The organism is Acrocarpospora catenulata (assembly GCF_018476525.1).
GTDB classification, from domain to species: Bacteria; Actinomycetota; Actinomycetes; order Streptosporangiales; family Streptosporangiaceae; genus Acrocarpospora; species Acrocarpospora catenulata.
This window is the reverse complement of the sequence record NZ_JAHCST010000015.1, coordinates 1-14,059: the sequence shown is the minus strand read 5'-3', so window position 1 is coordinate 14,059 and position 14,059 is coordinate 1. Positions and strand designations below refer to the sequence as shown.

At 69.6% G+C, this 14,059-nt stretch carries 12 protein-coding genes; 8 read left to right on the top strand and 4 right to left on the bottom strand.

Annotated features, from left to right (window positions below; genetic code table 11):
- Window positions 1-77: 77 nt before the first annotated feature.
- The 3 genes from KIP79_RS48410 to KIP79_RS17715 all read left to right on the top strand — a co-directional run bounded on the left by KIP79_RS48410 (window position 78) and on the right by KIP79_RS17715 (window position 2,593).
- Window positions 78-212 carry a hypothetical protein gene (locus tag KIP79_RS48410; protein ID WP_256447313.1) on the top strand — a complete coding sequence of 45 codons (135 nt, stop codon included), beginning with the start codon at window positions 78-80 and terminating at the stop codon, window positions 210-212.
- Window positions 212-1,327, top strand: a complete 1,116-nt coding sequence (locus KIP79_RS17720) for a YeiH family protein (protein ID WP_214105940.1) — start codon at window positions 212-214, stop codon at window positions 1,325-1,327. Before KIP79_RS48410 ends, KIP79_RS17720 begins: the two co-directional genes overlap by 1 nt.
- Window positions 1,328-1,591: 264 nt before the next feature.
- Window positions 1,592-2,593, top strand: a complete 1,002-nt coding sequence (locus KIP79_RS17715; protein ID WP_308169762.1) for a glycoside hydrolase family 18 protein — start codon at window positions 1,592-1,594, stop codon at window positions 2,591-2,593.
- On the opposite strand, the gene KIP79_RS17710 is transcribed toward KIP79_RS17715, so the two are convergent.
- Complete coding sequence (locus KIP79_RS17710) at window positions 2,590-4,155, bottom strand: ABC transporter permease (protein WP_214105939.1); 1,566 nt, start codon at window positions 4,153-4,155, stop codon at window positions 2,590-2,592. The genes KIP79_RS17715 and KIP79_RS17710 overlap by 4 nt on opposite strands.
- On the bottom strand, window positions 4,152-5,030 hold the full coding sequence (locus KIP79_RS17705) for an ABC transporter ATP-binding protein (protein ID WP_214105938.1): 879 nt from the start codon (window positions 5,028-5,030) through the stop codon (window positions 4,152-4,154). The genes KIP79_RS17710 and KIP79_RS17705 overlap by 4 nt, the downstream gene beginning before the upstream one ends.
- Before the next feature lie 90 nt (window positions 5,031-5,120).
- Between KIP79_RS17705 and KIP79_RS17700 the strand changes: the two genes are divergently transcribed.
- From KIP79_RS17700 to KIP79_RS17680, 5 genes are all read left to right on the top strand, one after another.
- Complete coding sequence (locus KIP79_RS17700) at window positions 5,121-5,594, top strand: GbsR/MarR family transcriptional regulator (RefSeq protein WP_214105937.1); 474 nt, start codon at window positions 5,121-5,123, stop codon at window positions 5,592-5,594.
- Between the two features lie 287 nt (window positions 5,595-5,881).
- A complete protein-coding gene (locus KIP79_RS17695; protein WP_214105936.1) occupies window positions 5,882-7,501 on the top strand; it encodes a chitinase in 1,620 nt (539 codons plus the stop codon).
- 10 nt (window positions 7,502-7,511) lie between these two features.
- Window positions 7,512-9,086 carry a chitinase gene (locus KIP79_RS17690; protein WP_214105935.1) on the top strand — a complete coding sequence of 525 codons (1,575 nt, stop codon included), beginning with the start codon at window positions 7,512-7,514 and terminating at the stop codon, window positions 9,084-9,086.
- 11 nt (window positions 9,087-9,097) lie between these two features.
- On the top strand, window positions 9,098-10,672 hold the full coding sequence (locus tag KIP79_RS17685; RefSeq protein WP_214105934.1) for a cellulose binding domain-containing protein: 1,575 nt from the start codon (window positions 9,098-9,100) through the stop codon (window positions 10,670-10,672).
- Between the two features lie 119 nt (window positions 10,673-10,791).
- Entirely contained in the window at window positions 10,792-12,111 is a 1,320-nt protein-coding gene (locus KIP79_RS17680; protein WP_214105933.1) for a hypothetical protein, read from the top strand.
- On the opposite strand, the gene KIP79_RS17675 is transcribed toward KIP79_RS17680, so the two are convergent.
- Window positions 12,092-12,520 (bottom strand): hypothetical protein, encoded by a 429-nt coding sequence (locus KIP79_RS17675; RefSeq protein ID WP_214105932.1) that lies wholly within the window; start codon window positions 12,518-12,520, stop codon window positions 12,092-12,094. The two genes, KIP79_RS17680 and KIP79_RS17675, sit on opposite strands and share 20 nt — an antisense overlap.
- A 10-nt stretch (window positions 12,521-12,530) precedes the next feature.
- A complete protein-coding gene (locus KIP79_RS17670; protein ID WP_308169761.1) occupies window positions 12,531-13,586 on the bottom strand; it encodes an AI-2E family transporter in 1,056 nt (351 codons plus the stop codon).
- Window positions 13,587-14,059 lie beyond the last annotated feature (473 nt).

The window sequence follows — 14,059 nt, the reverse complement described above, 5'->3', positions numbered from 1 at the left end:
GCCTCCGCTGCTGGGTTATTTACCGATAATCCCTATGGGATTACTATGAAATCTCCCCCAGTCAAGGAGACCTCCCCATGAGTGATCCCGAACCCCCCACCAGCCAGGAGTCCCGGACCGCGTTCAACGAGGACTGGGCGGCCACCGCCGTCGGGCTGCTGCTGCTCGTCCTCGTGCTGACCGGCGTCATCCCGACCGGGCTGGTGCCGTGATGAGCACGGACAACCTCGCGAGCCGGCCCGCGGAGACCACCGCTCCCCGTGACGGCTGGGCCTGGACCGCCGGTGGCGTCCTGGTCGTGCTGGTGCTCGGCGCCGCCACCCGGTTCCTGGAGAAGAACGTCCCCGAATGGTTTGAAGGGGACCTCGCCTCGGCCATCGAGTACCCGGTCTACGCGATCATCCTCGGCCTGGTCGGCAACGCCATCCTCACCGCGATCGGCGTACGCGACCGGCTTGCCGGCGGCTTCCGCACCGAGTTCTTCATCAAGACCGGCCTGGTTCTGCTGGGCGCGTCCATCAACCTCAAGGTCATCGTGACCGCCGCGGGCCCTGCCATCATCCAGGGCACCGTGCTGATCCTGTCGGTGTTCCTGTTCACCTGGTGGCTGAGCGGCAGGCTCGGCCTGGACGACAAGCTGCGGGCGCTGCTGTCGGCCGCCGTGTCGATCTGCGGGGTCAGCGCGGCCATCGCGGCGGCGGGAGCCGTACAGGCCAAGCGGGAGCAACTCGCCTACGCGGCCAGCCTGGTGATCGTGTTCGCCCTGCCGTCCATCTTCATCCTGCCCTGGCTGGCCTCCCTGTTCGGCCTCTCACCGGAGGTCGCCGGGGCCTGGATCGGCGGCAACATCGACACCACCGCCGCCGTCACGGCGGCGGGCGCCATCGTCGGCGACGACGCGCTCGCCGTGGCCACCATCGTCAAGGTCACCCAGAACGCCCTGATCGGCATCGTGGTCATCGCCCTGACCGCGTGGTTCGCCTTCCGCATCGAGCGGCGTCCTGACGCCGCCGCTCCGGGCCTGTCCGAGCTGTGGCGTCGTTTCCCCAAGTTCGTGCTCGGCTTCATCATCGCCTCGATCGCGGCCACCTGGTACCTCACCACGGTCGCCGCCGCCGATGGCAAGGCCACCATCGGCGTCGCCAACGACCTGCGCGTCTGGTTCCTCATCCTGGCCTTCGTCAGCATCGGCCTGGAGTTCCGCCCCGCCGGAATCCGCGCCGCCGGCTGGCGCCCCATCGCCGTCTTCGGCGCGGCGACAGTGGTCAACCTCGCCCTGGCCCTGGGCCTGGCACTCCTGCTGTTCAGCGGATTCACCGTCGAGTAACGCCCCGGCGGCACACGGTTCGCGCCGTGTGCCGCCGCTCACGCCCTGCGGGCCCTTCGGCCTGAAACAATCAATCGTGACGCAGATCACATTTTGGTGTGGAACGTGCCCCGCTGCCGCATTAGTCAGCGATAACCCGCCTTTAACGTGCAGGCACTTGTTCGCGGTGTGACGCGGCCACTACGCTCCCGCCAACTCACTTCAACCACTCCCGTCCCACCTGCGTCATCTTGTTTCGACGCCTCAGCCTTTCCGGAGCCCCTCATGGGAGCCACCACGCGAGGCGCTTTCGCCGTCCTGGTCCTGGCGATGGTCGTCGCCGCCCTCTTTCTCACCTGGTACACCCCTCCGTACGCCCAGGCGGTCGAACGCGCCACCACGAGCAAACGGGTCACCCTCGGGCGTACGCCCACCCCGGCGGTGACGGTCACCGTGACCGCCACCCCGCGGCCGCGCGGGCCGCTCATCGCGCACGTGCGGCAGCGGGGCCTCTTCGGGGGCACCTACACGATCAAGGGTCTGGACCTGGACGGCACCGCCGCCCGGCTGACCTACCTCAACTACGGCTACGCCAACATCCACCCCGAGGAGCTGACCTGCCTGAACGGGGTGACCATGCCGCCCGGCGCCGATCCGGCCGACCCCCGGCAGGGCGACGGCGCGGGTGACGCCTGGGCGGACTACCAGCGCGCCTTCTCGGCCGCGGAGTCGGTGGACGGGGTCGCCGACCTGGCGGACGCGCCGCTGGCCGGGAACTTCAACCAGCTGCGGAAGCTGAAGGCCAAGTACCCGGGCCTGAAGGTGCTGATCTCGATCGGCGGCTGGACGTACTCCAAGTACTTCTCCGACGTGGCCCGCACCGAGGCCGGCCGGGAGCGGTTCGTGAAGTCCTGCGTGGACATGTACCTCCGCGGCGACCTGCCCCTGTTCGGCACGCGCGGCGGCATCGGGGTCGGCGGCGGGGTGTTCGACGGCATCGACGTGGACTGGGAGTGGCCGGGCGGCCCGGGACACGCCGGCAACCACGTCAGCAAGGACGACCCGAAGAACCTGACCGCGCTGCTGGCCGAGTTCCGCGCCCAGCTGGACGCGCTCGGCGAGGCCGCCGGGCGGCGGTTCCTGCTGACCGCCTTCGTGCCCGCCGACCGGGAGCTCCTGCGCGTGGGCTGGGAGAGTGCCGCGCTCCGGTATCTCGACTTCGCCAACGTGCAGGAGCAGCCGCGTTCGGTGGCGCATGTCGCCTCCGAGGCGGGGTCGCCGGTCTAGCCGATGTCGCGGCGGCGGAAGCCGTACAGACCGGCGGCGATCAGGGCGGCGGCGACGGCCGTCAGGGCCAGGACGGGGGTGGGGGACAGGTCGCCGCCCGGCAGGTGCGGCGTGTGGGTGAACGGGGAGATGTCCAGGATGGCCTGGTTGAGCTGGAGGATCGCGCCGACCTGACCGAGCAGGAGGCAGACCGCCAGGGCGCCCCAGGCCGCCGCGGACAGGCGGGGGAGCAGCCCGAACAGGGCCACCGCCAGGCCGGTCAGGACCGCCGCCGCGGGGAGCTGGACCAGGGCGGCCCCCATCATCCGGGGCATCTGGCCGCCGACGTCGTTCAGCGCGCCGCCGTAGCTGATGCCCAGGGCGACCCCGAGGACCACCAGCGCGAGCGCGGGCCCGGCCACCGCGAACAGCACGTGCCCGGCCGCCCAGCGCAGCCGTCCGACGGCGGTGGCCAGCACCGGTTCGGCCCGCAGCCCGGTCTCCTCAGCGCGCATGCGCAGCGCGGCCTGGATGCCGTACGCGGCGACGAAGATCGCCATGATGGCGAACAACCCGGCGGCGAACGCGTCGGAGAGCGAGGCGGTGCCGCCCAGCCGGGCCATGAGCTCGGCCATCTGAGGGTTGTCCTTGAGCGCCTCGTCCACGGCCGAGACCGTGCCGCCCAGGGCCAGCCCCGCCACCCCGAGCCCGACGGTCCAGCCGATCAGCAGCCCCCGCTGCAGCCGCCAGGCCAGGGCCAGCGGGCTGGCCAGCCCGTTGCCCTCCGCCGGGCCGAGCCGCGCGGGAATCACCCCGGCGCCGACGTCCCGGCCGACCGAGATCCGGTACGCCACGGCGGCGGTCACCGCCAGCAGCGCCAGCGGCAGCAGCAGCGGCCACCACCGCTCCTCGGCGAACGGCCGGGTCTGCGGTCCCCAGGCCAGCGGCGACACCCAGGCGAACCAGGACCCGGAGGTGTCTGCGGCGGCCCGGACCAGGTAGGCGGCGCCCAGCACGGTGATGGCCAGCCCTCTGGCCGCGCCCGCGCCCTCGGTGAGCTGCGCGGCCAGCGCGCCGACCCCGGCGAACGTGATGCCCGCCGTCCCGAAGGACAGCCCGATCAGCAGCGCGCCGCCGGCCCCCCGGCCCGCCAGGGTGGCCGCGATCAGCAGCGCCAGCAGCAGGTTGGCGGCCACCGTCACGATCAGTGCGGCCGACAGCGCCGCGTACCGGCCGACCACGGTGGCGGCGATGAGCTCCCGCCGCCCGGCGTCCTCCTCGGTCCTGGTGTGCCGGATCACGGTGAGCAGGCTGATCAGCGCGACGATGGCGTACAGGATGCCCACCCGCTGGGCGGTGAGGGCGCCGATCGAGTCGCCGAAGACCGGGCCGAGCAGCGAGACCATGGAGGGCGTGTCGGCGGTGGTGACCAGGTACTGGTGCCGGGAGGCCGCGTCCGGCAGCAGGCCCTCGAAGCTGGCGGCGTAGGTGGCCGGCAGGGAGCAGAGGATGAGCACCCAGAGGGGGAGCAGCACCCGGTCGCGGCGGAGGATGAGCCGGATGAGCGGCCAGGTGCCGGTCATGACGCCGCCTGGTAGTGGCGCCGGAAGAGCTCCTCCAGGGTGGGCGGCTGGCTGACCAGCCCCCGCACTCCGGCGTGTGTGAGGTGCTTGAGCACCTCGTCCAGGAGGTCGGGCTCCACCTCGAAGTGCACCCGGGTGCCCTCCACCCGCAGGCCGTGCGCGCCGGGCAGGTCCTGGATCGGGGTGGCCAGGTCGGCCGTGATCGAGGTCCGGGTGAGGTGGCGCATGCTCTCCAGCGTCCCGGTCTCCACGGTCTGCCCGTTCCTGATGATGCTCACCCGGTCGCAGAGCTGCTCCACCTCGGCCAGGATGTGGCTGCTCAGCAGCACGGTGCGCCCGTTGCGCTTCTCCTCGCGGATGCAGTCCCGGAAGACCTCTTCCATCAGCGGATCCAGGCCCGAGGTGGGCTCGTCCAGGATGAGCAGTTCCACGTCGGAGGCGAGCGCGGCGATCAGGCCGACCTTCTGCCGGTTGCCCTTGGAGTAGGTGCGGCCCTTCTTCCGCGGGTCCAGGTCGAAGCGCTCCAGCAGGTCGGCGCGGCGCGCCTTGTTCAGCCCGCCGCGCAACCGCCCGAGCAGGTCGATGACCTCGCCGCCGGACAGGCTCGGCCAGAGCGTGACATCCCCCGGCACGTACGCCAGGCGGCGGTGCAGCGTGGTGGCGTCGGCCCACGGGTCGCCGCCCAGCAGCCGGGCGGTCCCGGCGTCGGCCTTCAGGAGCCCGAGCAGCACCCGGATGGTGGTGGACTTGCCTGCCCCGTTAGGGCCCAGAAAACCGTGCACCTCCCCGGTCCCGACCGTCAGGTCCAGTCCGTTCAGCGCGTGTGTCCTGCCGAAACTCTTGTGGAGGCCGGACACCATGATGGCGTTTTCCATAGTTTCAGAAGCTACACTGGTTTCACAATTTTGTGAAAGCTGTACGGACGTATGGATCCCGTATGGTTTCCGTCAAGAAGTGGGAGGGGTATGCGAGATCACGAGGCGAGCCGCCAGTCGGCGGAGCGTATAGCCATGATGCTCTCCGACTGGGGATTCCCGCGGATGGCGGCCCGGGTGCTGATGACCGTCATGACCGCCGACGAGGACGTCCTGACCTCAGCCGACATCGGGGAGCGGCTGGGTGTCAGCCCTGCCGCCGTCTCCGGCGCCGTGCGCTACCTCATCCAGCTCCACATGCTCGCCAGGGAGCACGTGCCAGGCACCCGCCGCGACGCCTACCGGCTGCCCTCCGACGCCTGGTACGAGGTCACCGTGCTGAAGACCACCCTGTTCAAGATGCTCGCGGACCTGGCCGACGACTCGGCCAAGGCGCTCGGCGCGGAGAGCGTCAGCGGGCGGCGGATGGCCGCCATGCGGGACTACTACATGTTCGTCGACGCCGAGATGCCCAAGCTTCTGGAACGCTGGCGCGAATACAAGATCGCCAACGGCATCGACTGATCTTGACAAGGACCGCCGAGTCTGGCCGGGCGGTCCTCGTCAGCTTTCGCCATGCCTGGTCACAGGGGTTCATCCGCCTGAAACACCAGCTGAATTAGGTCTTGCTCGCGCCCTTGACCCGGAGCTAGCATCGGCCTAACTTTTAGGAAACTTTCCTAAAAGAACAGCCAACTTCATCCCCTCCCTCTGCGTCCCGTCACCAGACGCGCCCCCCAAGTACGGCCCCCGTCCAACGGCCGTACGGATCCGCATGGCCTTCCCCATCCGATCTCCGCAGAGGTTGTGACATGCAGAGCAGGTTTGCCTGGCGGTTGCCATCAGCGCTCGTCGCGCTCATGGTCGCCGTCGCCGCCGTCCTTCTCACCGCCGCCCCCGCCCGCGCCGCCACGGCCACCTTCACCAAGGTCCAGGACTGGGGCACCGGCTGGGAGGGCAAGTTCGTCGTCCTGAACGACGGCAGCACCCCCATCAACGGCTGGCGCGTCGAGTTCGACCTGCCCGCCGGGTCCAACATCGGCTCCTTCTGGGACGCCACGATGACCCGCAGCGGCCAGCACTTCACCTTCACCAACGTCGGCTGGAACGGCACCATCAACCCGGGCGGCACCGTCGGCTTCGGCTTCAACGGCAGCCCCGGTGGCGCCGGCGCGGTGATCAGCAACTGCCGCCTCAACGGCGCCTCCTGCGGCGGCGGCGGAAGCCCGTCCCCGTCCCCGTCACCCAGCCCGAGCGGCCCCAGCGTGCCCGGCAAACCCGGCACCCCCACGGTGACCGGCGTCACCAACACCTCGATCTCGCTCTCCTGGGGCGCCTCCAGCGGCACCGTGACCGGTTACCGCGTCTACGAGGGCACCACCCTGCGCGCCACCGTCACCGGCACCTCGGCCACCCACAGCGGCCTGGGCGTCTGCACCGCGCACACCTACACCGTGCGGGCCTACAACTCGGTCGGCGAATCGCCCGCCAGCGACCCGGTGAGCGGCTCCACCAGCGGCTGCCCGATCGGCCCGCTGCCCAAGCACTTCCTCACCGGCTACTGGCACAACTTCGTCAACCCGGCCGTCGAACTGCGGCTGTCGGCGGTGCCCAACGAGTACGACCTGATCGCCATCGCCTTCGGCGAGGCCACCAGCACCCCCGGCCAGGTCACCTTCGCCCTCGACCCCGGCCTGTCCAGCGCGCTCGGCGGCTACACCGACGCCCAGTTCCGGGCCGACGTGCAGACCCTGCACTCGCGCGGCAAGAAGGTCATCCTCTCGGTCGGCGGCGAGGCGGGACGGGTCCAGGTGGCCAGCGCCGCCGCGGCCACCCAGTTCGCCAACTCGGTCTACGCGATCATGCAGAGCTACGGCTTCGACGGCGTGGACATCGACCTGGAGAACGGCCTCAACGCGCAGTGGATGGGCGAGGCCCTGCGCCAGCTGCGGACCAAGGCCGGCGCCAACCTGATCATCACCATGGCGCCGCAGACCATCGACATGCAGTCCACCGGGATGGAGTACTTCAAGCTCGCCCTGGCCATCAAGGACATCCTCACCGTCGTCCACACCCAGTTCTACAACTCCGGCTCCATGCTCGGCTGCGACCAGTCCTTCGCGTACTCGCAGGGCACCGTCAACTTCATGACCGCGCTGGCCTGCATCCAGCTGGAGAACGGCCTGCGGCCCGACCAGGTGGCGCTCGGCCTGCCCGCGGGGCCCGGCGCGGCCGGCGGCGGCGTGGTCTCCCCCTCGCTGGTCAACCAGGCCCTCACCTGCCTGGCCACCCGCACCAACTGCGGCAGCTTCGTGCCGCCGCGGGCGTACCCGGCCATCCGGGGCGCCATGACCTGGTCGATCAACTGGGACGCCAGCAACAACTGGAACTTCTCCCGGACCGTCAAGCCGCACCTGAACACGCTGCCGTAAGGAATTCCCGATGAAACGCATCCGTATCCGCCTGGCGGTCGCGGCGGCGCTGGTCCTGGCCGGGGCGGTGCTGGTCGCCCAGCCCGCCCAGGCCGCCAACATCGCGGCCAACCCGGGCTTCGAGTCCGGGCTGACCGGCTGGACCTGCGCGGCCGGCGCGACCACCGTCACCAGTCCCGTGCACGGCGGCACCCGCGCCCTGTCGGCCACCCCGGCGGGCAACGACTTCGCCCGCTGCCAGCAGACCATCACCGTGCAACCGAACACCGCGTACACATTGTCGGCCTGGGTCCGGGGCAACTACGTGTTCCTCGGCGCCGTCGGGTTCAGCGAGACCTGGGCCGCGCCCGGGGCTGCCTGGACCCAGCTGACCCGGTCCTTCACCACCGCCGCCGGGCAGACCAGCGTGACCGTCTACGTCAACGGCTGGTACGGCCAGGGCACCTACTACGCCGACGACATCGTCTTCGACGGCCCCGGCACACCCCCGCCCTCCCCCTCCCCGTCGCCGTCCCCCTCACCTTCACCCTCGCCGTCACCTTCGCCCAGCCCGTCGCCGCCCCCGCCGGCGGGCAACCGGCTGATGGTCGGCTACCTGCACGCCTCGTTCGCCAACGGGTCCGGATACATCCGGATGGCGGACGTGCCGAACGAGTGGGACTTCATCAACCTCGCCTTCGGCGAGCCCACCTCGGTCACCTCCGGCGACATCCGGTTCAGCCAGTGCCCGGTGGCCGAGTGCCCCAACGTGGAGACCGAGGCCCAGTTCATCGCCGGCATCCGAGCGAAACAGGCGGCCGGCAAGAAGGTGCTCATCTCCATCGGCGGCCAGAACGGCCAGGTCCAGCTGACCACCACCGCCGCCCGCGACAAGTTCGTGCAGTCCGTCGGCGCGATCATCGACAAGTACGGCCTGGACGGCCTCGACATCGACTTCGAGGGCCACTCGCTCTACCTCAACCAGGGCGACACGAACTTCCGCAGCCCGACCACCCCCGTGGTGGTCAACCTGATCGCCGCCATCCGCTCCCTCAAGGCCAGGTACGGCTCCCGCTTCGTGCTCACCATGGCGCCGGAGACGTTCTTCGTCCAGCTGGGCTACCAGTTCTACGGCCCGGGCACCGGAGGGGCCGATCCCCGCTCCGGGTCCTACCTGCCGGTCATCCACGCCCTGCGCAACGACCTGACCCTGCTGCACGTCCAGGACTACAACTCCGGGCCGATCATGGGCCTGGACAACCAGTACCACACCATGGGCGGTCACGACTTCCACGTCGCGATGACCGACATGTTGCTGGCCGGCTTCCCGGTCCGGGGAAACACGGCCGACGTCTTCCCCGCGCTCCGGCCGGACCAGGTGGCCATCGGGCTGCCCGCCGCGCCGTACGCGGGCAACGGCTTCACCACCGTGGCCGAGGTCCAGAAGGCCTTCACCTGCCTGGCCAAGGGGACCGGCTGCGGAACCTACCGGCCGCGCGGGGTCTACTCGGGCCTCCGTGGCCTGATGACCTGGTCGATCAACTGGGACAAGTACCACGCTTTCGAGTTCTCCCGCAGTCACCGCCCGTATCTCAACGCGCTCTGATGGGACAAATCATGAAATTACGGTTAGGCACCGGACGGCGGGCGTGGGCCACCCTCGCCACCCTCGCACTCGCTCTCACCGGCGGCATCGCCGTCGCCACCCCCGCTCTCGCGGCCCCCAACACGGCCGTCTTCACCAAGGTCCAGGACTGGGGCACCGGCTGGGAGGGCAAGTTCGTCATCACCAACGGCGGCACCACCGCCATCAACGGCTGGTCGGTCGCCTTCGACCTGCCCGCGGGCTCCAACATCGGCTCCTTCTGGGACGCCGCGATGACCCGTAGCGGTCAGCGCTTCACCTTCACCAACGTCGGCTGGAACGGCACCATCAACCCGGGCGCCACCGCGAGCTTCGGCTTCAACGGCAGCCCCGGCGGGGCCGGCGCGGTCGTCAGCAACTGCACGCTCAACGGCGCCTCCTGCGCCGGCGGCACCCCGCCCGGGACCCCCGGCACACCGGGCACCCCCTCGGTGACCGGGACCACCAACACCTCGATCTCGCTCTCCTGGGGCGCCTCCACCGGCACCGTGACCGGCTACCGCGTCTACGAGGGCAGCACCGTACGGGCCACCGTGACCGGCACCTCGGCCACCGTGGGCAGCCTCGGCACGTGCACCACGCACACCTACACCGTCCGGGCGTACAACAACAACGGTGAGTCGGCGTCCAGCGGCTCGGTGACCGGCTCCACCACCGGCTGCCCGCCCACCGGCGGCAAGATGCCCGGCGCGCCGTACCTGTACATGGGCTGGGGCGACCCGCCCGCGCCCGCCACCGTGATGGCCGCCACCGGCGTCAAGTCCTTCACCATGGCGTTCATCCTGTCCAGCGGTGGCTGCAACCCGGCCTGGGACGGCAACCGGCCGCTCACCGGCGGCGCGGACGCGGCGGCCATCACGGCCATCAAGAACGCGGGCGGCAGCGTACAGATCTCCTTCGGCGGCTGGCAGGGCAACAAGCTCGGCCCGAACTGCTCGACCCCGGCCGCCTTCGCGGGCGCGGTGCAGCAGGTCATCAACGCCGTCGGGCCCGCCGTGGTGGACTTTGACATCGAGAACTTCGACGAGTTCGAGAACTACACCGTGCAGGACCGCATCCTGAACGGCCTCAAGATCGTCAAGCAGAACAACCCGAACGTCAAGGTCGTGGTCACCTTCGGCACCACCACCACAGGCCCGAACTCGCACGGTATCCGCCTGATCAACCAGTCCAAGGCGCTCAACGTGCCGATCGACAACTACACGATCATGCCGTTCGACTTCGGCAGCGGCAACATCCAGCAGGACACCATCAACGCCTCCGAGGGCCTGAAGAACGCGCTCAAGGCCGCCTGGGGCTGGACCGACGCCCAGGCGTACGCGCACATGGGCATCTCCGGCATGAACGGCCTGTCCGACCAGCAGGAGCTGACCACCACCGCGGCCTGGACCGCGATCAGGGACTGGGCCAAGTCCAAGGGCCTGACCCGCTTCGCGTACTGGTCGGTCAACCGTGACCGGCCCTGCCCGGGTGGCGGCGTGGTCTCCAACTGCTCCGGCATCTCCCAGAACAACTGGGACTTCACCCGCATCACCGCCGGCTTCTAGCCGGTCCTGAGCTGTACGGCTCGCGTCCGCGCCGGGACGACGGGCGCGAGCCGTACATTCCTTGATTTTGTCGGCCGAGTGGCTGATCGGCCTCTCCTTCGGGCAGGCTGGTCGGCGTCATGGACTACGCAATCCCCACGGGCCTCGTTCTCGTCACCGGTGTCGTACTGGCCGTCCTCGCCCAGCGCCGGGGGTGGCAACCCTCGCTCGCCGTCTCGCTCGGCGTCGGCCTGGCCGTCCGCGTGCTGATCATGGCCTTCGCCGCGGCCAGCCACTGGCAGCCGATCGACTACGTCAACAGCTTCCGCCCGGCCGGCGAGGCCATCCTCAACGGCGGCAACCCGGTCAACAGCGGCTGGCACTTCCTGCCCACCATCCCGTACGTGTACGGCCTGCTGCTCTGGGCCGGCATCCCCTGGGAGATCGCCGGGCGGCTGGTCACCGTGGTCGCGGACCTGATCCTCATCCCCCTGGTGGGCCGCCTGGCCGGCGGGAGGGACGCCGGGCTGCGCGCCTTCCAGTACGCCTGCAACCCGCTGGCCCTCCTGGTCGCCTCGCTGCACGGGCAGGTCGAACCGGTCTCGCTGGTCTTCGCGGTCGCGGCGTACGTGGTGGCCAGAGGCCCGGGGGAGTGGAGCAGAGGCGAACCCCTGCTGGACCGGCCCGCCCGCATGTGGCGCAGCTTCGTCTCGCCCGGTCCCGAGGACGTCACGGCGACCCGGCGGGCCGTCTACGCGGGCCTGCTCATGGGGCTTGCGCTCTGTGCCAAGAGCTGGCCGGCCATCCTCATCCCCGGGATGCTGATGTTCCTGCCCGGCCTGCGTTCCCGGATCGTGGCCATGGTCGCGGTGGCCGTACCGCCGGTGGCCTTCCTGCTCACCATGCCGCTGGGCGGCTGGGTGCGCTGGGACCAGCTCACCGAGGTGCTCAAGACGATCAGCCTCCGGCCCAGCGACGTACGGCCGATCACCGGCGACTGGGGCTGGACCGCGATCAGCAGCGGCGGCAACTGGGACCTGAGCACCTGGAAGCTGAAGCTCGGCCAGTACCTGATCTACGCCGTGGCCGCGTTCTGCCTCTACTGGTGGCGCAAGGCCGACCCGATCGACGTCACCATCGCCATCCTGCTCGGCTTCATGATCGTGACCCCCCGGCTGGGCGCGCAGTACCTGCTCTGGTTCATGCCGTTCCTGGTGGCCCGGCCGACCCGGTGGGCCTGGCCGGTGATCATCGGCTGCTCGGCCTGGGCGGCCACCGGCTACCTCATCCTCACCCAGTTCCGCGGGCAGGCCTGGGGCGAACTGCACTCGCCGTGGGCGATGAGCTCGGTGATCCTCTTCCCGCTGCTGATCGCGGCCATCCCGTGGAGCCGCAGGGAGGCGGCCCCGGCGCTGCCGGCACCCGCTGAGGCCAGCCCGGTCAGTTCAAAATCAGCCTGACCAGGTGACCGTGGCTGCGGAAGCCGGGCGGGTCGCCGTCCAGCACGCCGGTCACGCAGTCGAACACGCCGGGCTCGCTCTGCCGTACGAAGAAGGCGGGCTCGGCGATGGCGGAGAGCAGGCGGATCGCAGCGCGGTGCAGCTCGATGCCCTGGGTGCCGCTCTGGTCGCCGGGGTGCGCGGTGAGGGTGACCTCGTAGACGCCGTCCTCCAGGAGGCGCTCGCCGGTCAGTGTCCAGTCCTCGCCGCAGGCGGTGCGCAGGTGCGGGAGCAGGTGGACGTGTGGCTCCTCGGTCACCCAGCCGTCCCGCTTCATCGCCTCCAACAGGCTGTGGACCTGCGGGTCCATGGCGGAGCCGTCGCAGATCCCGGTCTGCCGCTCGTCGATGTCCCAGCGCCGCGTGGTCATGGCCACGACCCTACGTCTCCGTCGGCTCCGGGGCAGGCGGCTCGCCGGAAATCAGGGCCGCCGCCATCGAAGCGTTAGGGTCGCTGTCGATCAGCAGCGCCCGGGCCAGCAGGCTGAGCGGGATGGCCAGCAGCGCGCCCAGCGGCCCGAGCACGAACGCCCAGATGATCAGTGACAGGAACGTGGCCGTGGTGGACAGCCCGACCGCGTCCCCCAGGAACTTCGGCTGGATGAACGACTGGATCACCACGTTGATCACGACGTACGCCAGGATGACCAGGAGCATCGTCCGGAATCCCCCGCTGAGCAGGCCGAGCAGGGCGGGCGGGAGCAGCCCCAGCACGAATCCCACGTTGGGGATGTAGTTCGTGATCAGCGCGAGGATGCCCCAGAGCAGGGGGAGCGGCACGTCCAGGATGTAGAGCGCGATGACGTCCAGCACCGAGCAGATCAGTCCGAAGACCGTCGAGACGATGAGGTAGCGGCGGGTCCGGGAGGTGAACGTGGTGAGCGCCTTGTACATCGCCGGGCGGTGGGTCCGGGCGGCGTCGATGATCTTGGCGTAGACCGGCGCGTCCAGGCTCATCGCCAGCACCAGCACCACGATGAGGAAGAGGCTGGACAGCGCGCCCAGCACCCCGGCCAGCAGGCCCTGCGCCACGCCGATGAACTGGGTCGGGTCGAAGGACTGGATCGACTTGTTGATCTGCTCCCCGGTCACCCCGAGGCTGGCCAGCCACTGCTCCACCTCGGTCAGCAGGCGCTGGAACTGGCCGGAGTAGTTGGGCGCCAGCAGCGCCAGCTGGGCCGCCGCCAGGGACAGGATCGCCATCATGCCCAGCAGCACCAGCAGCACCACGGCCAGCGGCGCCGCGACGGTGGTCCAGTGTGGCGCGTTCCGCCGGGTCAGCCAGGAGCGCAGCGGCGACACCGCGATCACCAGCACCAGCGCCAGCATGGCGGGCCCGAGGATCGAGTTCACCGCCTGGATGCCGGCGAGCGTGACCACCGCCCCTGCCGCGGCCAGCAGGACGGTCAACGCGCGTGGCACTCCTAACCCGTTCACGATCCCGGTTCTACCCGTTTTTGATCAGGAGGTGCGCGGTTGTGGGCGTGAGAGCTCGGTGCGGCTGTTAGTCTTGTCCAGTCGGTGCGGCCAGTGGTCAGAGCCGACAACTCCCTACAAACAAGGCCTTTCGGACGCTGTGTTGCATAGCGGTCGGAAGTCGGGTAAGTTAGAGGGGTTGCCCCAGATGGGGCTAGTCCGAATCCGGGCAAGGCAATCGGGTTGGTGTCAAGGACTCCGCTTCGGAGTGATTTGACAAAGATCAGAAAGCTGCCAGGATGGTGACAGAGCGTAACCGACACCTCCGGTTGAGAATCCTCCGATTCGACTGCTGGAAGTACGTGTGCGTTTCTTGAGAACTCAACAGTGTGCTAAAAGCCAGTGCATGATGCACAACCCCGTCATTTTTGACGGATTCCTTTGGTTGACATTCATGTGAATGTTGGCCAGGAGCATTTCTTCAAGCATTGTTT